Origin of the sequence: Methylobacterium fujisawaense, from assembly GCF_014138435.1 — a bacterium.
In the GTDB taxonomy this organism is placed as follows: Bacteria; Pseudomonadota; Alphaproteobacteria; order Rhizobiales; family Beijerinckiaceae; genus Methylobacterium; species Methylobacterium fujisawaense.
Window position 1 is genome coordinate 246,137 of the sequence record NZ_JACJIM010000006.1, and the last position, 26,007, is coordinate 272,143.

The window sequence follows — 26,007 nt, forward strand, 5'->3', positions numbered from 1 at the left end:
GCCGCGCGGATGATCGGCTTTCGGCACCCTCGCCGCTGTCCGGAAGCCGATCGACGGTAAATCCTATGGGCCGCCCAAAGTTATCACTCCCGTTACCAGCGGGAAAATAGACGGGATCGACAGTCATTGTCTCGAGCGACCCATCGATAGGAACCCGGCTGCCATGCATGTGAGAGTTCGCCTCGACGGCGCGAACCCGCGCCGCTGGCACGTCGCGCTGCTGACGCGACTCTCGGGCCTGCCCGGCATCGAAGCCGTCAGTGTCGAGGCCGCACCCGGCCCGGACGGTTGGCCGGTCCAGGCCGACCTCCTGTTCCGGCTGGAATCCCTGATCTTCCGGGTGGCCCCGAACGGGTCGGCGCCTGTGCCGCCGGCGGACTTGGCCGCCTGGACCGATCCCGCGGCCCCGGACCTCTTGCTCGACCTGTGTGGCGATGCGGTCGCCCGCTGCCCGGTCTGGCGGGTGGCTTACGATGGCGGCTTCGGCGAGACCGGCCTGCTCGGGAGCCTGCTCGCCGGCCGCGTGCCGCGCCTCGACCTGCTGGAAGGCGACACCGTCCTGGTCTCGGGACGCCTCGGATCGGACTACCGGGGCTCCATCGCGCTGTCGTTCGAGGACGCGCTGGTGCGCACGACCACGCTGGTCGCCGCCGCGCTGCGGGACCGATTGGCGGGCCGCGCCGCGGCTGAGACCCCGGCCCCGGCGGCCGCCGGGCCCGCGCGCCCGGCGCGGATCCGGGCGTCCCGACCGGCGCGGCTTCTGGCCCGCAGTCTCGTCGGCCGCCTGTACAGGCTGTGCTATCACGCGCCGCACTGGCGCACCGGATGGCGGGTTCTGCGCGGGCCGGATCTCATCGACCTGGGGCGCCATCCCGAGGGGGGATGGCAGATCCTGCCCGACGACGGCCGTCGCTTCTACGCCGACCCGTTCCCGCTCGCCGCCGATGGGACGACCCACGTCTTCGTCGAGGAATTCCCGCACGCGACCGGCAAGGCGATCATCTCGGCCGTCCGCTTCGGGCCGGACGGTCCCGTAGGGGCGCCCATCCCCGTGCTGGAGGAGCCGTATCACCTCTCCTACCCGTTCGTGTTCGCGCGGGCGGGCGCCGTCTGGATGGTGCCGGAGAGTTCCGCGGCGGGCACGGTCGATCTCTACCGGGCGACGCGCTACCCCGGCGGCTGGGTGAAGGAAGCGACGCTCCTCTCCGGCGTGGTCGCGAGCGACGCGACGCTCCTCGAACAGGATGGCCGCTGGTGGCTCTTCGCCACCGTGCGCGACGCCCCCCCCGGCGCCCCGGCGGGATCGGGGTGCCACCACGACGCGCTGTATCTCTGGTCGGCCCCCGACTTCCGGGGACCGTATGTGCCGCATCCGGCCAATCCCGTTCTGGTCGACCCCTCGTTCGCGCGGCCCGCGGGCCGGATCGTCGCGCGCCGCGGGCGCCTGATCCGTCCGGTTCAGGATTGCGCCCACGGTTACGGCCGCGCCCTGTCGCTGGCGCGGATCGACCGGCTGGACCAAGACGGGTTCGCCCAGACCGTCCTCGGCCGGATCGAGCCCGGGCCGGCTTGGCCCGGCAGCTGTCTCCACACGCTCAACGCCGGCGGCGGCATCGAGTGCATCGACGGATCCGGCCGGGCTTCGCGCCTCAGGGCGCGGCTCGGCGCCTAGAGCCGCACCCGGCCCCGGGCGAACCGGCACGGCGTCGGATGCCCGTTCTCACAAGCCCTCCGGCGCCGAACCGGCATCCGCCCTGCGCCCCGGAGCCTCGATCCGGGATCTCGATCCGGGACCTCGATCCGATGCGTGTCGCGGCGGAGGCCCGGCCCCCAGGAACCAGCCGGCGCTTTCCGTGTTCGCTCACGAACCCGGAGACACGTCACCCTCATGATCATGATCCTCATCTGCTTTCTCGCGCCATGGCTCGCCATGTTCCTGCGCGGAAAGGTGCTTCAGGGTATCCTCTGCATCATCCTCCACCTGACGATCATCGGATGGATCCCGGCGACGATCTGGGCCCTGGTCGTGACCCGGAGGGAGGCGGCCTGACGGACAGCGCCGGGCCGGTCGCGGACCGGCCCGGCTTACGCCCGAAGATCGACGGAGGCCGCACCGTCGCGGAAGGATCGATCCGAGCGATCCCACCGAGGGACGTGACCGGCCTGATGCTCGGACTCGGCTCCAGCGGCCGGCCCGAGCCTCGGGAGACCGGCCGAGGCGGCCGGCGGCGTGCCGACTCCGGCGGTCTCGAACCGACGATCCGATTCGCACGGTAAAGGAATGTCGGGCCCGATCCCGCACGTTGGCGGGATTCCGGTTCGCTTTACCGTCGATTGGGAGCGGTGCACTGCGCCCGGCCGTCATGCGCCTGCCGGATCCCGCTGGGCCGGCCGGCGACTGGAAGTTGGCTGCGTGCGCGGCGGTGCCGCGATCTGCCCGGTCCCCGAACGCGACGACGGCGGGGCAAGAACCCCGCCGCCCGCGAAGACCGTCGCCAGGGCAGCCTCGCGGGCTGCCAGTCTCCGTCGCTCAGAAGCCCATCAGGACGCCGGCCGAGCCGGTCACCGTCATCGCGAGGCCGCCCAGGAAAGCGCCGATCATCGCGTAGGAAAAGCCCTTCAGAACCATGTCGTGCACTCCTTTCATCACGCGGCGGGCCTTCGGAGGCCCGGGAAAACCAACTGCAACGATGATGCCGGATCGGCCGGGCGCGTGCGGTGCGATGCGTCACGTTGCATTGCGGAACCGTTCGGCGCAGGTTCAGCGACACGGCTGAGCGTGCCCCGGCGCGGGACGGGATGCGGCGGTCGGCCGTCCCGCCGGTCCGTCCTACGCGAAATGCGCGGGAAGGCTCAGAGCCTGCGCGTAGGTGACCAGCGCGATCGCGCCCGCGATCAGGGTGGCGGCGATCGTGATGCGGTTCGTCCAGGTCATCGTCATCTCCATCAGATGTGCGGCGGCGTTCGCGGTGTGATCCTGATGTAAGCTCAAGCATTCAGGTCCGGCGTGTCCTGAAACACCCGCGGTGGAGGGCGCCCCGCACATCGTCTGCGCGGCGATGGCCGGCGGAGCCCGCACCGCGCTGCACGCCGGCGCGGTGCGGGCTCGGTCCGTCCTTCTGGCGCGGGCCCCTCCACAGAACCGGCATCCGCTTCGGCGGAGGGCGCCCTAGGCACCCTGCTGAAGACCGGAGGCACCGTCCCGCGCCGCACCGCGGAGGGCGGCCGGTCGCGCCCGGCAGCGTTCCAGATAGGCCTCGAAGGCCTCGCTGGCCGGGAACGCGGCGCGGCCGAAGCCCAGCGCGCTGGCGATGAGGATGTCGGCGCCGGAAAACCTCTCACCCATCGCGTAGGGGCCGCGCGCCAGGGCGGTTTCGAGGCGGCGGACCACCGCCTCGTGGGCGCGGCGCTTCTGCGGCGATCCCGGGAGCTCGCCCGCCATGCCGGCGAACAGGGCAGGCTCGAACTCTGCCACGTACCAAGCCAGCCAAGTCAGGTATGCGCCGCGATCGGGGTCGCCGATCGCCGGCGCCAGCCCCGCTTCGGGGAAGTGCTCCGCCAGATGGAGCACGATGGCCAGGGACTCCGCGACCAGCACGCCGTTGTGCAGGAGGGCCGGGACGCGTTTGTCGGGATGCGGGTTGGCGGCATCCGGCACGCCCTCCCCCGTCATCGGCCGGAAGATCGAGACCGGCTCGATGGCGTAGGGAACGCCCAGCTCCTCCAGCAGCCAGATCATGCGTGAGGATCGCGATTGCGGGGCGTGATACAGGGTGATCATGGCGCGGTTCCTTCGTCACGGCGGGCGGGATGGCCGCGACGGGAGGCTTGTAGGACCACCCTGCTGACAGCATCCTGTCAGCAGGAGTCGAGTGATGCGCCGCGCCGACAGGCTGTTTCAGATCATCCAGATCCTGCGGCGTGCGCCGCGCCCGGTGACCGCCGCCGAGATCGCCCGGGAGCTGGAGGTGTCCGCCCGCACGGTCTATCGGGACGTGGCCGATCTCGTCGGCCAGCGCGTGCCGATCCTGGGCGAGGCCGGGCTCGGCTACGTGCTGGGCGAGACCTTCGACATGCCGCCGCTGATGCTGACACCCGACGAGATCGAGGCGGCGGTTCTCGGCGCGCAATGGGTTGCGGGCCGGGGCGAGCCGGTCCTCGCCAAGGCGGCGCGCGATCTCATCGCCAAGATCACCGCCGTCGTGCCCGAGCGCCTGCATCCGTTCATCGCCGATCCGTCGATCGGTACGCCGCCGGCTTTCACGCAGACCGCGGACGGGATCGATGTCGCGCGGACCCGGGCCTGGATCCGCGAGGGCCGCAAGATCCGCATCGACTACCGCGATGCGCGCGGCGATCCGAGCCGGCGCGTGATCTGGCCGGTGATCGTCGGGTTCTTCGATCAGGCACGGATGCTGGCCGGCTGGTGCGAGCTGCGCGGGGAATTCCGGCACTTCCGCACCGACCGGATCACGGACCCCGACTTCCTGGAGGAGCGGCACGGCCTCCGGCCCGCCGTCCTGCGCGCCCGGTGGAAGCGGAGCCTGTCGGGCCGGCCGGTGGGTCCGCACGCGCCGACGCAGGTCGTGACGTGAAGGCGTCGGGATCCCGGCTTGCGGCCACCAGCCGTCGAGGGCGGGCGCCCCCTGGCGTTCCGAACGCGATCCGGGTCGCGCCGCGATCGCCCCCGTCGCCCGCCCGGCTGTCACGCGCTGGCCGAACTGCGCCCGCGCCGCCCGGGGGCGGCGCGACGGATCGCCCTTGGGACGCCGCCGCGCTCTTCAGATCGCCCAGTCGGCCGCCAGTGCCGCGGCGGCGTATCGGGCGCGCGCCGCCGCATCTCTCTGAAGCCCGGCCCGCTCGCACCACGCGGCGAAGATCTCCGGCTCGATCGGCACGCGCACGACCTCTACGCCGCTGCGCTGCACCTCGCGTTCCATTTGTTCGGTGGCGACGCGCCACGTCTCATAGTCGGGCGGCAGCTTGGCGCCATCCGCCAAGCGCGCGCGCAACTCCGCGTAGCGCTCCGGAGCGTACCAGGGCAGGCCGACGCGGCGGGGGCGGTCCATGGGAGGCTCTTCGAACGGTCACGCTGAACGGCCATCAACGGTCCAGAGCGCTCTTCGGTTCGAACCAGGATGGCCGGAGCGGCGGTGATCGTGCCGCAGCGGCCGAACGCCCGATGGCCGAGCCTGCGGCTCGCCGCTACGCGGCCCTCATGGATATCGTCCCGTTCGCCCTCATGGCCTCCGCCCTCACGTTTTCCGGCTTCGTCGTGCTGCTCGGATGGCGGTGAGTTCCGCGGCGTCGAGATCGCGTCGGTGCCGTGAACGCGGAGGAGGACGCTGCGGCACCGTGAAACCCGCTCCGTCATCCCCGCAGCGGGCAAGTTGCTGGCGACCCCGGTAGGGCTCGAACCTACGACCTGCCGCTTAGAAGGCGGCTGCTCTATCCAGCTGAGCTACGGAGTCAGGATGCCAAGCGGCCCCAGAAGCCACGGGCTCGCCCGGGGGTCAAGCGCGAGACGAAGACGTCCGCCGCCCCCGGGTTCACATCGGCGGTGACGATGTGGACGTCTGGATCGTGCCGCGGATCCGGATTGGGGTTGCGCGACGCTGCGGATCCGGACAGGCCGGGGCGCGGTTCATGCCGGGGCACCGCGCCCCCGTCCGGAGACCGAGGTTGCCCGCGCCGAGTCCCACAGCTTCGCCTCCTGGGCCGGCCCGGCGCCGGTGGAACGCCGCGGGTCGGGGCAGCCTGAACCGGCCCGGCTCGGACCTGCGGCGCCTGCCGACGGGCCTCGACCTCCGGAACGTCCGGCTCGTGGAGGGCGTGCGCGCCGCCTTCGCGTTCGGCGTCGTCATCCTCCTCAACATCTGGATCCAGTGGGCGCCGCTGCTGACGATGGCGCTCGCCGCCAACCTCGCCTGCTTCTGCGACAACGGCGGCCCGATGCGCGCCCGCCTGCGGGTCCTCACCGCCTTCTCGGTCCTGGGCGGCCTGCTCTGGGCCGGACTCGGCCTGATCCAGCCCCTCGGCCTGCCGGTGGTCGTCCCGGTCGCCTGCGCGCTGATCTTCGCCTGCTCGTACGCCCGCGTCTGGAGCGTTCAGGCCCAGTCGGCCGGCAACGTGCTCGTGGTGGTGCTGTGCATCGCCCTCGACCGGCCCCTGACCCCGGAGCAGGCGGCCGTCACCGCGCTGATGTTCGCGGCCGGCGGTCTCTGGGCGACGTTCCTGGCCCTGGTGATCTGGCGGCTGCACCCGTACCGGCCGGCCCACCGGGCGGTGGCGGAGGTCTGGCACAACCTCGCCCGGCTCTGCGGCGACCTTGAGCGGCTCGTCGTCCTGCCGGAACCCGATACGGCCGCCTTCGACGGCCACGCGCGGGGCCACCGGCGGGGCGTGCGGGCGAGCATCGAGACCGCCCGGACCATGATCCTCGACCTCGCCCGCTCCCGCGAGCGCGTCTCGGACCGCACCGCCCAGGCCCTGCTGCGCCTGGAGAGCGCCGAGCAGATCTTTTCCGCGCTGATCGCCGTCGGCGAGCTGATCGACAGCCGTCCCGATGCCCGCCGCCGGGCCCTCGCCAAGGTTTTTCTGCGGCGCCTGCGCCCCCTCTTGGTGACCATCGCCCGGGCGATCCGCGACGACGTCAACCTCGACCTCGACCGTCTGGAACACTCCATCGCCCGCGTGGCCGAGGGGCTGTCGGAGGATCCGACCCTCGCCCGCCTCGCCGAACGGATCGTCGGGCGCGTGCGGATCGGCGCCAAGCTGTCGACCCCGGAGGGCTATCGCCCCGGCGGCACGCTCACGGAGGGCGGCAGCCTCGACCGCTGGACCCGCTATGTCGGGCCGCTGCGGCAGAACTTTACCCTGGCCTCGCCCAATCTCCGGCACGCCCTGCGGGCGAGCGCGGTCGCGGCCCCGGCGCTCGCCGCCACCCTGACCTATGCGGGCGCCTTCACGCACTGGCTGGTGATGACCGTGGTGCTCACCATGCAGCCCTTCTACGCGGCGACGTGGCAGCGGGCGCTGGAGCGGATCGGCGGCACGGTGCTGGGCGGCCTCGTGGGCGCCGTGCTCGCCTACTACGCCACGAGCCCCCTGGCGGAGGCCGGGCTGATCCTCGTGCTCAGCATCGTCGGCTTCGCGGCGCGCCAGATCTCCTACGGCTTTTTCGTCACCTGCCTGACCCCCCTCGTGGTGCTGCTGGTCGAGCTGCTGGAGCCCGGCCACAGCTCCTGGGAGATCGTCGCCATGCGGGGCGGCTTCACGGTGCTGGGCGGCGTGATCGCGGTGGCGAGCTGCCTGGTGCTGTGGCCGATCTGGGAGCCCGATCAGGTCCGGCAGGAACTGCGCCGGGCGCTCAAGGCCCAGGCCGGTCTCGCCGAGGCGGTGCTCCGCGCGCCGCCCGGCGAGGGCCGCGAGACCGCGATCGCGGCGCAGAGCCGCGAGGCCGGCCTCGCCCTCAACGATCTGGAGGCGGCACTCTCCCGCGCCCTGCAGCAGCCCCGGGCCGGCAGCCACCCGGAGGTGGAATCCGCCCTGGTGGCCGACGCGACCCTGCGCCGGATCAGCGCCCGGCTCATCGTCCTGCGGCACGCCCCGGAGGCGGCGGCCCCCGAGGCCGAGCCCTGGCGGGCCTGGATCACCGCGACCCTGGCAGCCCTGGGCGCGGACAGGCCCGTGCCCGAGCGGCCGGCGCTGGATCGCGGGCAATCGCTCGTGCGTCTCGTCAGCCAGGTCGATCTTCTGGTGGGAACCCTGCGCCCTGGAGAGATCCGGGCTGGGACGGCGGCCGTCGGCGCGGTGCCGGGTCCGGCAAACGGCGCCACCGGCCTTGCCGACCGGCCCGTCCCTCACACCTGAGGGTCCGCCGGTCCGGTGCCCCGATCACGGCCGGTTATCGGGGCCCGCGGAGCCCGCGGGCCCGTTCGCCCGTCAGAACCGCGGCAGGGCATTGGCCGGGCCGCCGGCATGCGGACCGCTGTAGCGGTAGGCGGCCGCCCGCGCCGGACCGGCGGCGTCCCGATGCAGGACGGCGCCGTTGCCGACCCAGCCCGAATAGGCCGAGGCCGGGTAGGGCGAGTGCTTCGAATCCAGGCCCTGCGCGAGGGCGGGCGTGGCGACCGCGGCGACCAGGGCGGCGGCAGCGAGCATGCGGACGGTCATGATGATCTCCTGGTGTCTTCGTACGACTTCAGCGGGAAGTCATCCGGTCAACCGTGTCGCGTGAGGAAGATCGTCGGGTCGGCGGTCTTGATCACTCGGGCTTTGCTTGGCCGAATGTGACCTCTCAACGAGGATATTCTGCTTCGGGTTCGGCCGAGGCCGTGCGCTGGCGCACGACGGAGACGGCCCGGGCCCGGAGGCCGGCCCATCGCTCCGGGCGGGCCGGACCCGGCCCGGGGGTGCGTCCCGCGCGGAAGCGTGCCACAGACCGCGCCGAACGGAGTCCCGCGGAACCCTCTGACATGAAGTTGATCGTCGGCCTCGGAAACCCGGGCGCACGCTATGCGGGCAACCGGCACAATATCGGCTTCCTCGCCGTCGACGCGATCGCCCGCCAGCACCGGGCGAGCCCGTTCCGCCACCGCTTCCAGGGCGAGGCCGCCGAGGCGGTGCTGGGCCCGGAGCGGGCGATCCTCCTGAAGCCCTCGACCTTCATGAACGAGTCCGGCCGCGCCGTCTCGGAGGCGCAGCGCTTCTACAAGATTCCGCTCTCCGACGTGATCGTGCTGCACGACGAGCTCGACCTCGCCCCCGCCAAGCTGCGGGTGAAGCTCGGCGGCGGCAATGCCGGCCATAACGGCCTGCGCTCGATCACCGCCCAATGCGGCAACGACTACCGCCGGGTGCGGCTCGGCATCGGCCATCCCGGCGACAAGGCGCTGGTGCATGCCTACGTGCTCAACGATTTCGGCAAGGCCGAGCTGCCCTGGGTGGACGATCTCTGCCGGGCCGTGGCCGACCACGCCGCCCTGCTCGCGGCCGGCGAGGATGCGAGCTTCCAGAACAAGGTCCATCTCGCCATGGCCGGCCGCGGCTGGGACGAGGTGAAGACGCTGGGCGCCCGAAATTGACACGCCCCCGCGGGGACGGGATATCGGGGCGGGCGAGAGGGTCCGATGAAGGCCGTGCGCCACAAGCCCGGCTGTCGGCGGTTCGATTGCCTCCCGGTGGCTGAGGCCCGGCTCGCCGGTGCCGCGCGTGCTCGACCGAGGACAGGGCGCACGGTGCCGTGTTCGCGGGCCTGACTCTCCGCAACCCTTTTTCGCGCGTCGCCCGACGACGTGCTGCGACGGAACTGATTCATGGGCTTCAAATGCGGCATCGTCGGCCTGCCGAACGTCGGCAAGTCGACCCTCTTCAACGCGCTGACGCAGACGGCGGCCGCCCAGGCGGCGAACTACCCGTTCTGCACCATCGAGCCGAATGTCGGCGAGGTGGCGGTGCCCGATCCGCGGCTCGATGACCTCGCCCGCATCGCCTCGTCGAAGGAGAAGATCCCGACGCGCCTGACCTTCGTGGACATCGCCGGCCTCGTGCGCGGCGCCTCCAAGGGCGAGGGCCTGGGCAACCAGTTCCTGGCCAACATCCGCGAGGTCGACGCCATCGCCCACGTGGTCCGCTGCTTCACGGACGGCGACGTCACCCACGTGGAGGGCAAGGTCGATCCGGCCGCCGACATCGAGACGATCGAGACCGAGCTGATGCTCGCCGACCTCGACAGCCTGGAGCGCCGCGCCGTCGCCCTGGAGAAGAAGGCCAAGGGGGCCGACAAGGAGGCCAAGGAGAGCCTCGACCTCGTCAACCGGGCGCTGCCGCTCCTGCGCGAGGGCAAGCCGGCGCGGCTGGTGGAGCGCAAGCCCGACGAGGAGAAGCTGTTCCAGTCCCTCGGCCTGATGACCGCCAAGCCCGTCCTCTACGTCTGCAACGTCGATGAGCCCGACGCCGACAAGGGCAACGCCTATTCGGACGCGGTCTTCGCCCGCGCCAAGGCGGAGGGCGCCGTGGCGGTGGTGGTCTCGGCCAAGATCGAGAGCGAGATCGCCGTGATGCCCGAGGCCGACCAGGCGGAGTTCCTGGAGGCGGTGGGGCTCGCCGAGCCCGGCCTCAACCGGGTGATCCGCGCCGGCTACGACCTGCTCGGCCTCGTCACCTACTTCACGGTCGGCCCCAAGGAGGCCCGCGCCTGGACGATCACCAAGGGCACCCGCGCCCCCGGGGCGGCCGGGGTGATCCACTCGGATTTCGAGAAGGGCTTCATCCGGGCCGAGACCATCGCGTTCAAGGACTACACGGCGCTCAACGGTGAATCCGGGGCCCGGGACGCCGGCAAGCTGCGGCTGGAGGGCAAGGAGTACGTGGTGCAGGACGGCGACGTGCTGCACTTCCGCTTCGCCAACTGAGGCTCGGGCCGCGCTCAGCCCTGGGCGACGCTGCGTCTTGGCGAGCGGAGCGAAGCGATCCAGGGCAGCGCGACATCGGTGAGCGTGGCGCTCCTGGATTGCTTCGCTCCCGCTCGCAAAGACGGCGATCCCGATCGCCCGCCCCACCGATCAACCAGACGAGCCCGCCATGCCCGATCCCGCCCTCGAGGATTTCGCCGTCGGCGACGTGATCGTCGGCGCGCCGCTCACCGTCACCCGCGACGCCATCGTGGGCTTCGCGCAGGCCTTCGACTTCCAGCCCTTCCACCTCGACGAGGCGGCGGCGGAAGGGACCTTCGCGGGCCGGCTGATCGGCTCGGGCTGGCACACGGCGGCTTTGGGCATGCGGCTGCTCCAGCAGGGACCGTTCAAGGGCGGCTCGTCGCTCGGCGCGCCGGGGATCGACGAGCTGCGCTGGCTCGCGCCGGTCCTGCCGGGGGACGCGCTGACGCTGACCTTCCGGGTGGTGGGGCTGCGCGATTCGGCCTCCAAGCCCGGGCTCGGTTTCGTGACCGCCGAGGTCGCCCTCGGCAACCCGCGCGGCGAGACGGTGCTGACCCAGCGCTTCACCTTCATGCTGGCCCGCCGCGGCACCGATCCCCTGCCCCCGCGGCCGGTGGAGATCGGCGTGCCGGGACCGGTCGCCGAGCCGGAGGATGCCGAGATCCTGCCGTTCCTGCGGGATGCCGAGATCGGCGCCGTGCGGGAGCTGGGCGCCTATCCGTTCACCGCCGAGGCGATCATCGCGTTCGCCGAGGCCTACGATCCGCAGGCCTTCCACCTCGACCACGCGGCGGCCAAGCGCAGCCATTTCGGCGGCCTCTGCGCCTCCGGCTGGCACACGGCCGCCGCCTACATGAACCGGATGCTCACGACCCGCGCCCGCGACGCCGCCTACACGGCCACCCGCGGCCCGGTCCCGGAGGCGGGCCCCTCCCCCGGGTTCAAGAACCTGCGCTGGCTGAAGCCCGTCTACGCGGGCGACACGGTCCGGTTCAGCGCCAAGCTCACCGACAAGCGCGCCTCGGCCTCGCGGCCCGGCTGGGGCCTGGCCTTCGCCCGCAACACCGGGGTGAACCAGCGCGGCGAGCCGGTCTTCGCCTTCGACAGCGCGGTGTTCCACCGCTGGGAGCCCTGAGCGCACCGGGCCCGCTCCCGCGCGTTGACACCCCAGACACGGACGGGATCAGGCAGGCATGTATCAGAAGAAGCTCGGCAGCACGGGGCTGTTCGTCTCGGAACTCTGCCTCGGCACCATGACCTTCGGCGGCGGGGCCGGGATGTGGCGCCAGATCGGCGCCCTCGACCAGACGGAGGCCGGGCGCCTCGTCGGACGGGCGCTCGAGGCCGGGATCAACTTCATCGACACGGCCGATGTCTACGCGGAGGGGCTCTCGGAGCAGATCACCGGCCAGGCCCTGCGCGACCTCAAGGTCCCGCGCGACAGCGTCGTCGTCGCCACCAAGGGCTACGGGCCGATGGGGCCGGGCGCGAACGCCAAGGGCGCCTCGCGCCTGCACCTGATCGACGCCTGCAAGGCGAGCCTCAAGCGGCTCCAGCTCGACCACATCGACCTCTATCAGGTCCACGGCTTCGACCCGGCGACGCCGATCGAGGAGCAGGTGCGCGCCCTCGACATCCTCGTCCAGCACGGCCACGTCCGCTACGTCGGCGTCTCGAACTGGGCGGCGTGGCAGATCGTGAAGGCGCTGGGGATCAGCGCGCGGGCCGGGCTCGCCCGCTTCGAGACCCTGCAGGCCTATTACTCCATCGCGGGTCGCGACCTGGAGCGGGAGATCGTCCCGATGCTGCGCTCGGAGGGGCTCGGCCTCCTGGTCTGGAGCCCGCTGGCCGGCGGCCTGCTCAGCGGCAAGTATGCCGGCGGCGCGGGGGAGGGCCGGCGCGCGAGCTTCGACTTCCCGCCGGTCGACCGCCCCCGGGCCGACGCCTGCATCGACGCCATGCGGCAGGTGGCGGAGGCCCGCGCCGTCTCGGTGGCCCAGGTGGCGCTGGCCTGGCTGCTGCACCGCAAGGCGGTGACCAGCGTGATCGTCGGTGCCAAGCGCCTCGACCAGCTGGAGGACAACATCGCGGCGACCGAACTCAGCCTCAGCGACGCGGAACTCGACGCCCTCGATGCGGTGAGCGCCCTGCCGCCGGAATATCCGGGCTGGATGTTCGAGCGCCAGGGCGCCCGGGCGCAGCAGCTCGCGGAATCGGGCCGGCCCGGGGTGCGGTGAGGCGGCTCACGCCGCCTTCCGGCGCTCCGGATAGAGCCCGTACAACCCCTCGGCGCTGGCCTCGCAGATGCCGCGCTCGGTGATGATGCCGGTCACCAGCCGGGCCGGGGTCACGTCGAAGGCGGGATTCGCCACGGGACTGCCGGGGGAGACCACCTCGATCGTGGCGAAGCCGCCATCGGCGAGCCGCCCGGTCATGTGGGTGACCTCGCGCCCGTCGCGCTCCTCGATCGGGATCTCCTTGACCCCGTCGTCGAGGGTCCAGTCGATGGTCGAGAACGGCAGGGCGGCGTAGAACGGCACGCCGTTGTCGTGGGCCGCCAGCGCCTTCAGGTAGGTGCCGATCTTGTTGCAGACGTCGCCGCTCGCCGTGGTCCGGTCCGAGCCGACGATGCACAGGTCGACGCCGCCGTGCTGCATGAGGTGGCCGCCGGCATTGTCGGCGATGACCGTGTGCGGCACGCCGTGGCCGTTCAGCTCGAAGGCCGTGAGCGCGGCACCCTGGCTGCGCGGCCGGGTCTCGTCGACCAGGACATGCACCGGCACCCCCCGCTCGTGGGCGGCGTAGATCGGCGCCAGCGCCGTGCCCCAATCCACCGTGGCGAGCCAGCCGGCATTGCAGTGGGTCAGCACGGTGACCGGTCTGTCGCCGCCCTTGGCCCTGTGCAGGTCGGCGATCACCTGGCTGCCATGGGCGCCGATGGCGCGGCAGCTCGCCACGTCCTCCTCGGCGATGCGGCCGGCTTCCGCGAAGGCGCGGGCGAAGCGCTCGTCCGGCGCAACCTGCCGCAGGTTGGTGGAGACCCGATCCAGCGCCCAGCGCAGGTTGATGGCGGTCGGACGTGTCGCCGCGAGCGTCGCCACCGCCCGGTCGATCCCGTCGTGGGAGGCATCCGCCCGCATGGCCAGCGCCAGCCCGTAGGCGGCCGTGACGCCGATCAGGGGCGCGCCCCGCACGATCATCGTGCGGATCGCCACCGCGGCGTCCTCCAGCGTGGCGAGGCGCTTCAGCTCGAACGCGAAGGGCAGGCGGGTCTGGTCGATCACCTGGACGCTGACGCCGTCCGGGTCCGGGAAGATCGTGCGGTAGGGCTGGCCGTCGATATTCATGGCCGCTCCTGTGCCACAGCGGGGCGGCTTTTGCATCCTCCCGGGCGGGATCGCGACGGCCCGAGGAGGCCCGGCCGGGCGCCGGTGAGCCTTCCTCAACCTTAGCAGGTCGTTAAGGCGGTCATGCCTAGCCTCGGGCGTAAGTCCCCGTCTTGCGTCCGGTCCCGCATGCGCTCGCTTCGCCGTCCCGCATCGCCCTACGAGACTTTCGTCGACAGCGTTCGCCCCTTCCTGGGCAAGCGCCTGACGGAACTCGGCGGTTTCGTGCTCTTCACCGGCGCGGTCGCGCTGACCGTGGCCCTGGCCACGTGGTCGATCGACGACCCGAGCCTCAACCACGCCACCGACCACGCCGCCCACAACGTCCTCGGCCAGCCGGGCGCCGTCGTGGCCGATCTCGCCATGCAGATCCTGGGCCTGGGCTCCCTGGCCTTCGTGCTGCCGCCGGTCCTCTGGGGCATCCGGCTGATGCGCGAGCGCAACCTGCCCGAGGGCGGCCTGCGCATCGCGCTCTGGATCATCGGCTTCTGCGCCGCCAGTGCGGTGGCGAGCGCGCTCCCGCCGACGACCCGCTGGCCGCTGCCCACCGGCCTCGGCGGCGTGGCCGGCGACGGCCTGCTGTCGATGGCGCGGGTGATCGTCGGGGCGGTCTCGTCCGCGGCGGCCCATCTCGTCGGCTTCGGCTACGCGGCGGTGGCGATCCTCAGCCTGACCGGTGCCTGCCGCTTCGGCGCCGTCGAGGAGGAAACCCTGCACGACGACCCCTATCCCGTCCGCCGCGCCCTGGCGCGCGGCCGGGAATCGGCCCGCGACGAGCGCGAGGATTCCGACGAGCCGAGCCTCGGCCTCGTGGGTGTCGGCGCCCTGGCGCAGGGGCTGATGGGCCTGCGCGTCGCCGCGGCGGACCGGATCGCGGCATGGCGCGCCGGCCGGGCCGAGCCGATCGACAGTGCCTCGCCGGCCCTCGCGGCCCGGCGCGCCTTCACGGATGCGGATCTGCCCTGGGCCGACCACCTGCCCGAGGGACGGGCGCCGGGGCCGGGTCGGCGCGAGCCGGTCTTCGAGGCGCCCGAGGACGGCCCCCCGGCCACGACCGCCCGCCGAATCGCGGCGCCGCAGGCCGATGCGGAGGACGAGCTGGAGGCGTTCGAGGCGCCGCAGAGCCCGGTCCCGCCGCGCTCCGAACCCACCGCCTCCCGGGTCGCTCCGCCCCCGGCCGCGCCGGTGCCGGCGCGCCGCGCGCCCGCGCCGCCCGTCCGCCCGGAGGATTACGCCCTGCCCGCCCTCGACCTGCTGGCTGCCCCCCGGGGCCCGTCCCAGGCGAGCCTGATCTCGGCGGACGCCCTGGAGCAGAACGCCACGCTCCTCGAGGCGACGCTGGGCGATTTCGGCGTGCGCGGCGACATCCTGGCGGTGCGGCCGGGCCCGGTCGTCACCCTCTACGAGCTGGAGCCGGCACCGGGCACCAAGTCCAGCCGCGTCATCGCGCTCGCCGACGACATCGCCCGGTCGATGTCGGCGGTCTCGGCCCGCGTCGCGGTGGTGCCCGGCCGCAACGCCATCGGCATCGAACTGCCGAACGCCAAGCGCGAGACGGTGTATCTGCGCGAGCTCCTGGCCTCCACGGACTTCGCCGAGAGCAAGCACAAGCTGGCCCTGTGCCTGGGCAAGAACATCGGCGGCGAGCCGATCATCGCCGACCTCGCGCGCATGCCGCACCTGCTGGTGGCCGGCACCACCGGCTCGGGCAAGTCGGTGGCGATCAACACCATGATCCTCAGCCTGCTCTACCGGCTGAAGCCGGAGGAGTGCCGGCTGATCATGGTCGATCCGAAGATGCTGGAGCTGTCAGTCTACGACGGCATCCCGCACCTGCTCTCCCCCGTGGTCACCGACCCCAAGAAGGCGGTCATCGCCCTCAAATGGGCCGTGCGCGAGATGGAGGAGCGCTACAAGAAGATGGCCAAGATCGCGGTGCGCAACATCGACGGCTACAACGCCCGGGTCGCCGAGGCGGCGGCGCGCGGCGAGGTGCTGACCCGGACCGTGCAGACCGGCTTCGACCGCCACACCGGCGAGGCGGTCTACGAGGACGAGGCGATGGATCTGGCGCCGCTGCCGTACATCGTGATCGTGGTCGACGAGATGGCCGACCTGATGATGGTGGCGGGCAAGGACATCGAGGGGGCGATCCAGCGCCTGGCGCAGATGGCGCGGGCGGCGGGCATCCACCTGATCATGGCGACGCAGCGGCCGTCGGTGGACGTCATCACCGGGACGATCAAGGCGAACTTCCCGACCCGGATCAGCTTCCAGGTGACGAGCAAGATCGACTCGCGCACGATCCTGGGCGAGATGGGCGCGGAGCAGCTTCTGGGCCAGGGCGACATGCTGTTCATGGCCGGCGGCGGGCGCACGACCCGGGTGCACGGGCCGTTCTGCTCGGACAGCGAGGTCGAGACGGTGGTCGCCCACCTCAAGCGCCAGGGCCGCCCCAGCTACCTCGACGCCGTCACGGCGGATGACGAGGAGGGCGCGCCCGAGAAGGGCGGCGAACGGGCCGGGAAGGGGAAGGCCGGCGCGGCGGAACTCGAACTCGACGGCGCCGTGTTCGACCAGGGCTCCTTCGGCGAGGCCGGCGGCGATCTCTACGATCAGGCCGTGCAGGTGGTGCTGCGCGACCAGAAGGCGTCGACCAGCTACATCCAGCGCCGCCTGCAGATCGGCTACAACCGCGCCGCCTCGCTCATGGAGCGGATGGAGATCGAGGGCATCGTCGGCCCGGCCAACCATGCCGGCAAGCGCGAGATCCTGGTGGAGGAGGCTGTCGGCTGAGCGTGCGGGCGCCGGTGCCGCCGGTTCCGGTCCGGCGCCCGTCCCAGTCCCCGGCCTCATCCTGATCTCTTGGGGCCGGAATGCCCGGTCCGACAGCCTGCAGCGTCGCGGTCAAAAATTTTCGCTCGGCCTGGAACCCGCCCTCACCCGGCACGTTACGCGCGTGCGAGGCCCGGAAACGGGCTCGCGGTGAGGGCGCCGGACACGGTGTCCGGCGTCGCTTGTAGTCACGTTGCTCGTCGGAGGATGTGGTTATGAGGACTTACGACGTTTCGCCCCTGTTCCGGTCGTCCATCGGGTTCGACCGCCTGTTCGAGCTGCTCAATCAGGCTGAGCGCGTCGAGCCTTCGGCCGCTTGGCCGCCCTACAACATCGAGAAGGTCGCCGAGGACCAGTATCGCATCACCATGGCGGTGGCGGGCTTCACGCCCGAGGAGATCGAGCTGACCCAGCAGGACACCACGCTCCTGGTGTCCGGTCAGAAGGCCGCCCAGGAGGGCGAGAGGCACTACCTCCACCGCGGCATCGCGGCGCGCACCTTCCGCCAGACCTTCAATCTGGCCGAGCACGTGACGGTCGTGGGCGCGTCCCTGGAGAACGGCCTGCTCACCGTCGCGCTGAAGCGCGAGGTGCCGGAGGCGCTCAAGCCCCGCCGCATCGCCATCGGCGGCACGACGGCCGCGTCCGGCCAGGACAACGCCCCGGCTCAGATCGCCCGCGACGCCAAGGCAGCCTGATCGGCGGCCCGGGCCGCGCGTCCGGGCACCCCGTGCCGACACGCATGACATCCCTCACGGGTCCGCGGACCCGCCGCGGGCCTGTTCCCACGACTGCATCGCATGCGCTGGAGAATGGACCATGAGCGTGAGAGATCTGATTCCCTGGAGCCGCAGCACGGCCCCGGCGCCCACCGCCCTGTCGCAGGAGCCGGCCAGCCCGTTCCTGACGCTGCACCGGGAGATGAACCGCCTGTTCGACGACGTGTTCAGCGGGTTCGGCGGCGTGCCGAGCCTCGCGAGCCGCGGCATCGGCTGGCCGCAGGTCGAGCTGGTGGAGGCGGACGGGGCGCTGCGCGTCTCCGCCGAGCTGCCCGGCCTCGACGAGAAGGACGTCGAACTCCTCATCGCGGACGGTGTCCTGACCTTGAAGGGCGAGAAGCGTGCCGAGACCACCGACAAGGCGCGCGGCTATTCCGAGCGCAGCTACGGCCGTTTCGAGCGGTCGATCGCCCTCCCCGTGCCGGTGGAGGAGGACAAGGCCGAGGCGACGTTCCGCAACGGCGTGCTCACCGTGACGCTGCCGCGGGCCGCCGAGGCGCCGGAACGCCGTCGGCGCATCGCGATCAACGCTACCGGCGCGCCGGCCGCCAAGCACTGAGCCGGCTTTGGATCGACCTTGCCTGCGGCCGCCCCGGCGGCCGCAGACCTGAACGCATGATGCGGCCGCCGGTGCGTCCCGATCAACGTGCCGGCTGCCCCTGCCTTTGCTCACGACGAGGAGGGTTGCATGCAGCCGATCGATACGACGTCCATCCATCCCGAGATCGAGCGCCTCGGTCCGGTGGCGGCCGCCACCCTGAGACCGCAGGCGGTCGAGCCGTTCGACGCCTTCGTGGCGCCGGGCGACGTCTTCCGGCATCCCCGCGAGGTGCTGCGCTATCCGGGCCTGTCGCACGCCGAGAAGCGGGCGATCCTGGCCTCCTGGGCCTCCGACGCACGGGCGGTCGAGTCCTGTCCGGCGCTGCGCTGCTTGCCCGGTTGCCGGGCCGAGCCCGTGCCGCTCGACGCGATCCTGGACGCGCTCCAGGCGCTCGACGAGGGTTCGGCCCCGCCCGTCTCTCCGGCGCCGCCCAAGCCGCTCGTCCCCGCGGCGTTCACCCGCCGCTGGCGGCGCGGTCCGACCGGGCGCGAGCCTCAGCTGAACTGAGCCGGAGGCGTCCGATGGCAACCTTCGACCTGAGGGGTGGGCACAGGCGCGTATCCCGGTTGCGGCATGGCCGGCGTGGCGGGCCGGGGCAGGCGACCGACGGGGCCGTGCTGGGCCGCTGGATCCTGTCCGCCGCGCTGTGCGTCACTTTGGCCGCGCTCTGCCCGTCACCGGCCCTGCCCTGGGTGCTGGCCGTGCTGCTGAGCCTGTCGGGCTTCGTGTGGCTCGGTCTTGCGATCACGCAGGCCGGGCCGCCGGCCAACACCCCGCATCTGACTGCCTGGGACGCCGCGCTGCTCTCGTTCGCGGCGAGCTTCGGCGTGCAATCGGCGGCGCGGCTTGGTCTCTTCGGCGGCTGAGCGCGCCTCAACAGGGAGGCAACCATGCAGGATCGTACGATCGGACTCGGAGACGACACGCCGCCCGCGGGCGCAACGAGGCGCGCCGGCCGCCGGGCGCCGATCCGCCACGGCGGGCGCTCCGTCGAGACATCCGGCCGCGCCCGGGCCGAGAGGGGCGGCCTCGCCGTCGAGCGGGCGACGCCTCCGGAGATCGGGCCGCCGATGGGCTGGACCGGCGAGACCGGCACGCCCGCCACGGAGGAGGCGCCGACAGGCCCGACAGGGGAGCGGGCGGCAGCCTCTGCCGCGGGCCGGAGCCGCCCCGACAGGCCCGCGCCCGACCCGGCGGACCGACGTGGTCGGCCAGGCACTGTGCGGGTCTGGCGCTCGAACCGGGACGCGGCGCCCGTGCAGGTCCGCGCGACGGCGCAGGGTCGTTCCGCGGACGATCGCGTGACGGAGGGGCTGCCGGATCTGGAGCGAGCCCTGGTCAACCCGGCCGCGGTGTTCGTCACGCCGGCCGCGGTCCTCGATCATCCCCGGCTGCTGCCCAGCTGCAAGCGCGAAATCCTGCGGCGCTGGGCGTGGGACGAGTACCTGAAGGAGGTCGCCGCCGCCGAGGGCATGGCCGATGGCGAGCCGTCCCGGCTCGACGCCGTGACGGTTGCCCTACTGGCGCTCGGCGAGACGCGGCGTCCGCATCCCGCCGCGCCGGCCGCCGCGATCCCCGGCCTGCGGGGACGCCCGCAGGCCGCGTGAGGCCGGAGCCAGCCGTCAGACCGGATCGGCCGGTCCCGGATCGATCCAGGCTTCGGCCCTCAGGGCGCTGCGGCCCGGCGGTATGCGCCCTGACGGAGGCGTGAGGCTGGCGCGACGCGCCCTCACACCACCAAGAACCGGAACTCCGTCGTCGCCGCGAAGGTCTCGCCCGGCCGCAGGACCGCGGAGGGAAAGGCCGGCTGGTTCGGCGCATCCGGAAAGCCCTGCGTCTCGAAGCAGACGCCGTCCCCGGACCGGTAGATGCGTCCGGAGGGCCCGATCAGCCGCCCGTCGAGATTGTTGCCGCTGTAGAGCTGCAGCGCCGGCTGTGTGGTCCAGACGTCGAGCCGGCGCCCGCTGCCGGGGGCGATGCAGGTCGCGGCCGGCCGCAGCGTCCCTGCGGCGCCGCGCAGGACGAAGGTGTGATCGTAGCCCTTGGCGTAGGCGAGCTGCAGGTCCCCTTCGCGAATCCGGGTCTCCAGGGCCCGGGGCGTGCGGAAGTCGAACGGCGTCCCGGCGACCGGCTGGAGCGCGCCGGTGGGGATCTGGGTCGCGTCCGTCGGCGCGAATGCGTCCGCTTCGACCTGCACGATGTGGCCGAGGACGCTGCCCGTCCCCTCGCCGGCGAGGTTGAAGTAGCTGTGGTTGGTGAGGTTCACGACCGTCGGCCGGTCGGTGACGGCGGCGTAATCGATGCGCAGCACGCCGTCCTCTGGAAGGCTGTACGTCACGCGGACATCGAGGGTGCCGGGAAATCCCTCTTCCCCGTCCGGGGAGCGGCGGCTCAGGACGAGGCGCGTCGCCTCGGAGAGGTCCGCCCGCCACAGGCGCCGGCCGAAATTGTCCGGGCCGCCGTGGAGGGTGTTGGGCGCCTCGTTCACAGGCAGGCGATAGCTCTGCCCGTCGAGGCTGAAGCGCCCGTCCGCGATGCGGTTGGCGTAGCGGCCGACGATGGCGCCGAAGCTCGGGCTCAGCGTCTCGTAGGCCGCGAGGGTGTCGAGGCCGAGGACGACGTTGGCCGAATGGCCGGCGCGGTCGGGCACCTCGATCGCCGTGACGGCCGCGCCGAAATCGATGATGGCGACGCGCAGACCGTCCCGGCTCAGGACATGGCGGGTGACCGGCCGTCCATCCGCGGTGGTGCCGAACGCTTCGGCCGGCATCGGTCTAGCGCTTCCAGACGCCGAGCCGTTCGCTCCGGGCGTGATCCTCGGCCGCGACCAGTTCGGGGCTCGCCTCCGGCGAGGCGCGACCGCCACCGTTGAACAGCACCACCTCGGAAAGGTCGCGCCCGTCCACGAGGCAATTCATGGTCGTGCTGCCGGGGGCGGGCTGGCAGGTCACCGGCCGGTTGCCGATGTACCGGGCCAACTCCTCCGCCTGACCGCCGCGCACCCATTCGACGCCGAACAGATGCACGACCTTGCCGCCGACCTTGAGGGTCGCGGTATCGATGACTTGGGCCTGTCCCGTCACGGCATTCGGCGCCAGCGGCGCGTCGGGCTCGGACTCGCCTCCGGTTTCGGGGGGCGGCGTGACCGTGTCGGGGGCTGCCGCCGGGGCGCCGGAGGAGGGATTGTTCGGGGTGGCGCCGTTCGGGGCCTCCGTTCGGGGCGCGGCCGGGGCCGCGGGACGCGCGGGATCGGGCGCACGGCCCTCCAGGACGAGGCCCGCGGCGATCACCGCCGCCAGGGTGCCGGCACTGGCGCCCAGGAGCAGGCGGCGCTGCCGGCGTGCGCCCTCGTCCGCGCCGTCTCCGCCGCGGCCGAACCGGTCGCGCAGACGGCCGAAGCCGTCACGGAGGGACTCTCCGACGCGGCCGGGGCCGCTGTTCCAGGCCGTTGCCGGATCGACCCCCGGGCTCGCCTCCGTGGCCGCGTCGGTCCGGACCGTCGCGGGACGGGCGAACCGGCCGCGCAGGCTCGTCCGCAGGGTGGCGAACCGGCCGGCGGCGCTCTGCGCCAGCACCCGACCCTGCTCGGAGGAGCGCTCCGCCAGGGAGCGGGCCCGTTCGGACTGGGTTTCGACGAAGCGCGCGGTGGCGGCCTTCATCTCGTAGGCGCCGCTCAGCAGGGACGAATCGCGGGCCTCGTCGGCGGCCTCCGGCGCCGATTCGGGTTCGGGCTCGGGCGGCAGGAACAGGGCCGGATGCCGGGCGCGCAGGTCCGCCACGAGATCCACGAGGGTCATCGGCTCGGACGTGTCGTCCCGCAGGCGCACGGCACCGTGTCGATCGAGCACGCGGAGGCCGGTTCCCGCCTCATCGGGGGTGCAGGCGGCCTCGGCCAGGAGCTCGAGGGTCCGGACCGCCACGGGGCGCGGGCGCGCCCGCGCAATCTCGGCCCGGATTGCCTCGCGCAGGGCGAGGCGGCCGGGACCGTCGAGGGCCGGACGCGCCGGCTCCGCCGCCTGTTTCCCCACCACCATCGAAGACGTCATACACCCGATCCCGGCATCACCGCGCGCGGCGTGAAGGAGGCCCGGCCGCGCCTCCCGACGAAGCCCGCCCGGGGCGCCTCACGGAACGCCCGAGCACCGGGACCGATCCCATGACGCACCACCTCGCACGCCCCTGCCCGCCGCGAGGCGGCGGACCATGATCCGGGGCTCTTACGCCTTGCCGGGCGAAGCGGCCAGGGTTCCGGCCTGGATGCTCCGCCGCAGGACGCGACCGGTCTCGCCGAGGATGTAGGGTCGCGTGCCCGCGAAGCCGACCTCCAGGATCAGCTCGGCCTCGCCGCTGGAGACGGCGCCGCGCCCCGGATTGGCGGTGCGGAAATCGACGATCGTGCGGATCGTACAGGTCTCGGCATCGCAGGCGGCGCGCATCGCCCGCGGCTCGTAGCGACGCTCGGGCCAGCGCTGCACGAAGCTGCGCTTCTCGGCCACGAGGCCCGCCGTGGTGATCGGCCGCCCATAGAAGCGCACGCGGGTCGCGTAGAACCGGGTCGCGGCATCGACCATCGTGTCGCTCGAACCCGAGACGGTGGCGAGGTAGCTCGTGGCCAGCGCCCGGGCGGCGGCGGCGCGCTCGGCCGAGACGCCGGATGCCGGGACCATCGCGGCCGGCGTCTCGGCGAGCCGGTGCTGAGGGCGCGCGTGATGGTGCAGGGATTCCCGGACCGGCGGGCGCTCCAGGGCGGCGGCCCGCTTCGGTCCCGGCCCCCGCGTCGCCGCAGCCTTCGGCAGGGCATCCTCCCCCGGTTCCGGTCTGGCGGCCTGCCGGAGCGGCTCGGCGCCGCGCCCGCCTTCGGGCGGGGCTTTCGCCTGAGCGGTGACGGGCTCCTGGGTCTGTGGGCCTGCGGCTTTGAGCGGGGCCTTCGGGGCAGCCGCAACGGGCGCGGCCGCCCGCGGGGGCGGATCCACCCAGCCGCCCCCGCCCGCAGCACCCGGCTGCTGGGCCGCGGCAGAGCCCACGATGGCGAGCGGCAGGACCAAGCCCAGGACGAGGGCCTGGGGACGGGTGGGACGTGTGGCGGGCATCGGTGCCTTCCTGGCGGCCGGGGCGGACTGAGAGAGAACGCGCCTGCGTGAGTGCGGGGTTCCACGGGGGCTTCGGGCGCGCGTCACATCCTGCCCGACTGCGCGGCGGCGACCAGCCCTGGATTGCGGGGATGATGGGGTTGCGTTCGTGCGTTTGGGTACCAAGTCGGGGACAGTCTCGGCCTTTCGCCGTTCCCGCGTTCCCCTGGCACCCCCTTGCCGCCGTGCACCGAGGATCCCTTGGCCCGACCTGAGACCGAAACGCCGTCCGGCACCCGTCCCGGACGCACACGATGAGCACGCGCCAGCGCCGGGCCCTGCTGATCTGTAACGCCAAGGCCCGCAATGGCGCCCTGGATCTCGACGAGGTGCGCGCCATCCTGCGGGAGGGCGGGATCGAGCCGGAGGAGCCGTCGCCGGAGGCCGATTGCCGGGATGTCATCCGCGACCGCGCCGGCGCGGTCGACCTCGTGATTCTCGGCGGCGGCGACGGCACCATGAACTACGCCGCCCCGGCTCTGGTGGAGGCCGGCCTGCCCTTCGCCATCCTGCCGCTCGGCACGGCCAACGACCTCGCCCGCTCCCTCAACCTGCCGCTGGATCCCCTGGCGGCCGCCCGCTTCATCCCCGCCGCCGAGGCGCGGCCGGTGGATCTCGGCTGGGTCAACGGCCACTACTACTTCAACGTGGCGAGCATCGGCTTCTCCGCCGAACTCGCCGGCGAACTCACGGCGGAATCCAAGAAGACCTGGGGCGTGCTCGGTTACGCGGTCGCGGCTGTCCGCGTGCTGCGCCGTGTCCGGCCCTTCACCGTGACGATCGAGCATGACGGCACGGTGGAGAAGGTCACCACGATCCAGGTCTCGGTGGGCAATGGCCGCCACTACGGCGGCGGCATGACCGTCGAGGAGATGGCCGCGGTGGATGACGGCAAGCTGGATTTCTACAGCCTGGAGATCGATCACTGGTGGCGGCTCATCACCCTGCTCCCGGCGCTTCGGCGGGGCACGCATGGACGGGCGGCCGACGTGCGGGCGTTCCACGCGCAGGAGATCCGCCTCTCCACCCGCAGACCCCGGCCGGTGAACACCGACGGCGAACTGACCACGCACACGCCCGCCCACTTCAAGGTCTTCCCGCAGATTCTGCGGGTGCTGGCCCCCGAGCCGGTGCGCGGCCCCAGCCCGTTCGACCTGACCACCCTGGGCAGCCGCTTGTTCCCGACCAGTGAGGCCCCCAGCCTGTGACCGACCTGCTCCAACTCGCGAGCCAGCCGGCCGTCTGGGCCGCCCTCGCCACCCTGGTGGTGATGGAGGTGGTGCTCGGGATCGACAACCTGATCTTCATCTCGATCCTGACCAACAAGCTGCCGGCCGATCAGCAGACCCGGGCGCGGCGTATCGGCATCGGGCTCGCGCTGATCCTGCGGCTGGGGCTGCTCGGCACCGTGGCGTTCATCGTGCAGCTGACCGAACCGGTCTTCGCGGTGCTCGGCCAGGCTTTCTCCTGGCGCGACCTGATCCTGATCGGCGGCGGCCTGTTCCTGCTGTGGAAGGCCACCAAGGAGATCCACCACACGGTGGATCCGGAGCCCGAGACGGACAGGCCAACCGGGGGCAGCCTGGGCTTCGGCGCGGCGATCGGCCAGATCCTGCTCCTCGACCTCGTCTTCTCCATCGACTCGATCATCACCGCGGTGGGCATGACCGAGCACGTGCCGGTGATGATGGTGGCGGTGGTGGCCGCCGTGGTGGTGATGCTGGTCGCCGCCGAGCCGCTCTCGGCCTTCATCGCCCGAAACCCCAGCGTGGTGATGCTGGCGCTCGGCTTCCTGATCATGATCGGCATGACGCTGATCGCCGAGGGGTTCGGCGCGCATGTGCAGAAGGGCTACGTCTACACGGCCATGGCCTTCTCGGCCGGCGTCGAGGGCCTCAACATGCTGGCCCGCCGGCGCCGCCGTCCCGCCCGGGACGGCGTCCCCGCGTCGACCGGGCCGGCGCGGCGCGCCTGAGGCGGAGCGACCGTCATGTGGATCCGCGCAGCCCTCCTCCTCCTGCTGCTCCCCGCCGCCGCACATGCCGAGACGAGACCGATGGCACCCGATCCGACGGTCCTGCACGACCTCGCCCCCACCGGCACGCTCCGGGCGGCGATCAATCTCGGCAACCCGGTGCTCGCTCAGGGAGGCCCGGACGGGCCCGCGGGGGTCTCGGTGGATCTGGCCCGGGCCCTGGCGGCGCGGCTCGGGGTGCCGGTGGCGTTCATCACCTATCCGGGAGCGGGCGCGGTTTCGGGCTCGGCGGGCTCCGGAACCTGGGACATCTGCTTCCTGGCGATCGACCCCAAGCGGGCCGAGGGGATCAGCTTCACCGAGCCCTACGTGCTGATCGCCGGCAGCTACCTCGTGCCGGCCGCCTCGCCGCTCCGGTCCCCGGAGGCGGTGGATCGCGACGGCGTGCGCGTCTCGGTGGGGCGCGGCAGCGCCTACGACCTGTTCCTGACCCGCGCCCTGACGCACGCGGCCCTGGTGCGGGCACCGACCTCGGCCGAGGCGGTGACGGCCTTCGCGCGGGACGGGTTGGAGGTGGCGGCGGGCGTGCATCAGCCGCTGGCCGCCTACGCGGCGGCGCATCCGGAGGTGCGGTTGCTGCCGGGGCACTTCATGGAGATCCCGCAGGCCATGGGCCTGCCGGTCGGACGCGCGGCCGGGGCCGCCTACCTCGCTGCGTTCATCGCGCAGGCGAAGCGGGACGGACTGGTGCGGCGCGGTTTGGAAGCCAGCGGGCAGGACCCGGAGCTGGCGGCGCCTTGAGGTGCGTCACGCGGCGCGCTGAGGCCTTCGTCAACCCGGCGCTGTGACAGAGGCCCGACAGG

The 26,007-nt window shown here is 72.6% G+C and carries 24 protein-coding genes and 1 tRNA gene; 17 read left to right on the plus strand and 8 right to left on the minus strand.

Annotated features, from left to right (window positions below):
- Nucleotides 1-163 precede the first annotated feature (163 nt).
- Complete coding sequence (locus GGQ91_RS19840) at nt 164-1,672, plus strand: glucosamine inositolphosphorylceramide transferase family protein (protein ID WP_182592696.1); 1,509 nt, start codon at nt 164-166, stop codon at nt 1,670-1,672.
- Nucleotides 1,673-1,888: 216 nt separating this feature from the next.
- On the plus strand, nt 1,889-2,050 hold the full coding sequence (locus tag GGQ91_RS19845) for a YqaE/Pmp3 family membrane protein (protein ID WP_085987713.1): 162 nt from the start codon (nt 1,889-1,891) through the stop codon (nt 2,048-2,050).
- Nucleotides 2,051-3,169: 1,119 nt separating this feature from the next.
- On the opposite strand, the gene GGQ91_RS19850 is transcribed toward GGQ91_RS19845, so the two are convergent.
- The gene (locus GGQ91_RS19850) at nt 3,170-3,781 is read right to left on the minus strand and encodes a glutathione S-transferase family protein (protein ID WP_043357054.1); all 612 of its coding nucleotides are present in this window, start codon (nt 3,779-3,781) and stop codon (nt 3,170-3,172) included.
- A 94-nt stretch (nt 3,782-3,875) separates the two neighbouring features.
- Between GGQ91_RS19850 and GGQ91_RS19855 the strand changes: the two genes are divergently transcribed.
- Nucleotides 3,876-4,595 carry a helix-turn-helix transcriptional regulator gene (locus GGQ91_RS19855; protein WP_043387833.1) on the plus strand — a complete coding sequence of 240 codons (720 nt, stop codon included), beginning with the start codon at nt 3,876-3,878 and terminating at the stop codon, nt 4,593-4,595.
- A gap of 186 nt (nt 4,596-4,781) precedes the next feature.
- On the opposite strand, the gene GGQ91_RS19860 is transcribed toward GGQ91_RS19855, so the two are convergent.
- On the minus strand, nt 4,782-5,069 hold the full coding sequence (locus GGQ91_RS19860; protein WP_043351475.1) for a hypothetical protein: 288 nt from the start codon (nt 5,067-5,069) through the stop codon (nt 4,782-4,784).
- Nucleotides 5,070-5,394: 325 nt separating this feature from the next.
- Nucleotides 5,395-5,471 (minus strand) — tRNA-Arg (locus GGQ91_RS19865).
- Nucleotides 5,472-5,646: 175 nt separating this feature from the next.
- Between GGQ91_RS19865 and GGQ91_RS19870 the strand changes: the two genes are divergently transcribed.
- A complete protein-coding gene (locus GGQ91_RS19870; RefSeq protein WP_051976288.1) occupies nt 5,647-7,872 on the plus strand; it encodes an FUSC family protein in 2,226 nt (741 codons plus the stop codon).
- Between the two features lie 72 nt (nt 7,873-7,944).
- Here GGQ91_RS19870 and GGQ91_RS19875 read toward each other — a convergent pair whose 3' ends face one another.
- Nucleotides 7,945-8,175, minus strand: a complete 231-nt coding sequence (locus tag GGQ91_RS19875; RefSeq protein WP_043387836.1) for a hypothetical protein — start codon at nt 8,173-8,175, stop codon at nt 7,945-7,947.
- A 302-nt stretch (nt 8,176-8,477) separates the two neighbouring features.
- On the opposite strand from GGQ91_RS19875, the gene pth reads away from it, so the two are divergent.
- The 4 genes from pth to GGQ91_RS19895 all read left to right on the plus strand — a co-directional run bounded on the left by pth (nt 8,478) and on the right by GGQ91_RS19895 (nt 12,676).
- A complete protein-coding gene (gene pth / locus GGQ91_RS19880) occupies nt 8,478-9,086 on the plus strand; it encodes an aminoacyl-tRNA hydrolase (RefSeq protein ID WP_043387837.1) in 609 nt (202 codons plus the stop codon).
- Between the two features lie 231 nt (nt 9,087-9,317).
- Nucleotides 9,318-10,415, plus strand: coding sequence for a redox-regulated ATPase YchF (gene ychF, locus GGQ91_RS19885; protein ID WP_043355673.1), 1,098 nt, complete (start codon nt 9,318-9,320; stop codon nt 10,413-10,415).
- 169 nt (nt 10,416-10,584) lie between these two features.
- On the plus strand, nt 10,585-11,574 hold the full coding sequence (locus GGQ91_RS19890; protein WP_043387838.1) for a MaoC/PaaZ C-terminal domain-containing protein: 990 nt from the start codon (nt 10,585-10,587) through the stop codon (nt 11,572-11,574).
- 58 nt (nt 11,575-11,632) lie between these two features.
- Nucleotides 11,633-12,676: an aldo/keto reductase gene (locus GGQ91_RS19895; RefSeq protein ID WP_182592697.1), complete on the plus strand. Its 1,044-nt coding sequence runs from the start codon at nt 11,633-11,635 to the stop codon at nt 12,674-12,676.
- A 6-nt stretch (nt 12,677-12,682) separates the two neighbouring features.
- Here the strand turns inward: GGQ91_RS19895 and mtnA are convergent, their stop codons facing one another.
- Nucleotides 12,683-13,786: an S-methyl-5-thioribose-1-phosphate isomerase gene (gene mtnA, locus GGQ91_RS19900; protein WP_111473573.1), complete on the minus strand. Its 1,104-nt coding sequence runs from the start codon at nt 13,784-13,786 to the stop codon at nt 12,683-12,685.
- 168 nt (nt 13,787-13,954) lie between these two features.
- Between mtnA and GGQ91_RS19905 the strand changes: the two genes are divergently transcribed.
- The 6 genes from GGQ91_RS19905 (at nt 13,955) to GGQ91_RS19930 (ending at nt 19,647) form a co-directional block, all read left to right on the plus strand.
- On the plus strand, nt 13,955-16,621 hold the full coding sequence (locus tag GGQ91_RS19905) for a DNA translocase FtsK (RefSeq protein ID WP_182592698.1): 2,667 nt from the start codon (nt 13,955-13,957) through the stop codon (nt 16,619-16,621).
- Between the two features lie 254 nt (nt 16,622-16,875).
- On the plus strand, nt 16,876-17,358 hold the full coding sequence (locus tag GGQ91_RS19910; RefSeq protein ID WP_043346827.1) for an Hsp20 family protein: 483 nt from the start codon (nt 16,876-16,878) through the stop codon (nt 17,356-17,358).
- Between the two features lie 121 nt (nt 17,359-17,479).
- Nucleotides 17,480-17,998, plus strand: a complete 519-nt coding sequence (locus tag GGQ91_RS19915; RefSeq protein WP_043384101.1) for an Hsp20/alpha crystallin family protein — start codon at nt 17,480-17,482, stop codon at nt 17,996-17,998.
- Between the two features lie 129 nt (nt 17,999-18,127).
- Entirely contained in the window at nt 18,128-18,547 is a 420-nt protein-coding gene (locus tag GGQ91_RS19920) for a hypothetical protein (protein ID WP_043384098.1), read from the plus strand.
- Between the two features lie 14 nt (nt 18,548-18,561).
- Entirely contained in the window at nt 18,562-18,906 is a 345-nt protein-coding gene (locus tag GGQ91_RS19925) for a hypothetical protein (protein WP_043384095.1), read from the plus strand.
- A 24-nt stretch (nt 18,907-18,930) separates the two neighbouring features.
- Nucleotides 18,931-19,647, plus strand: a complete 717-nt coding sequence (locus GGQ91_RS19930) for a hypothetical protein (RefSeq protein ID WP_182592699.1) — start codon at nt 18,931-18,933, stop codon at nt 19,645-19,647.
- 122 nt (nt 19,648-19,769) lie between these two features.
- Here GGQ91_RS19930 and GGQ91_RS19935 read toward each other — a convergent pair whose 3' ends face one another.
- From GGQ91_RS19935 to GGQ91_RS19945, 3 genes are all read right to left on the minus strand, one after another.
- On the minus strand, nt 19,770-20,810 hold the full coding sequence (locus GGQ91_RS19935; RefSeq protein WP_182592700.1) for an aldose epimerase family protein: 1,041 nt from the start codon (nt 20,808-20,810) through the stop codon (nt 19,770-19,772).
- A gap of 4 nt (nt 20,811-20,814) precedes the next feature.
- Complete coding sequence (locus tag GGQ91_RS19940) at nt 20,815-22,086, minus strand: thermonuclease family protein (protein ID WP_182592701.1); 1,272 nt, start codon at nt 22,084-22,086, stop codon at nt 20,815-20,817.
- 171 nt (nt 22,087-22,257) lie between these two features.
- On the minus strand, nt 22,258-23,130 hold the full coding sequence (locus tag GGQ91_RS19945; protein WP_043346839.1) for a hypothetical protein: 873 nt from the start codon (nt 23,128-23,130) through the stop codon (nt 22,258-22,260).
- 293 nt (nt 23,131-23,423) lie between these two features.
- On the opposite strand from GGQ91_RS19945, the gene GGQ91_RS19950 reads away from it, so the two are divergent.
- Genes GGQ91_RS19950 through GGQ91_RS19960 form a run of 3 tightly spaced genes read left to right on the plus strand, consistent with a single transcriptional unit; the run spans nt 23,424 to nt 25,945 of the window.
- The gene (locus GGQ91_RS19950) at nt 23,424-24,377 is read left to right on the plus strand and encodes a lipid kinase (RefSeq protein WP_043346841.1); all 954 of its coding nucleotides are present in this window, start codon (nt 23,424-23,426) and stop codon (nt 24,375-24,377) included.
- Nucleotides 24,374-25,144: a TerC family protein gene (locus GGQ91_RS19955; protein WP_182592702.1), complete on the plus strand. Its 771-nt coding sequence runs from the start codon at nt 24,374-24,376 to the stop codon at nt 25,142-25,144. The genes GGQ91_RS19950 and GGQ91_RS19955 overlap by 4 nt, the downstream gene beginning before the upstream one ends.
- A gap of 15 nt (nt 25,145-25,159) precedes the next feature.
- On the plus strand, nt 25,160-25,945 hold the full coding sequence (locus tag GGQ91_RS19960; protein WP_182592703.1) for an ABC transporter substrate-binding protein: 786 nt from the start codon (nt 25,160-25,162) through the stop codon (nt 25,943-25,945).
- The last annotated feature ends 62 nt before the right edge of the window (nt 25,946-26,007 follow it).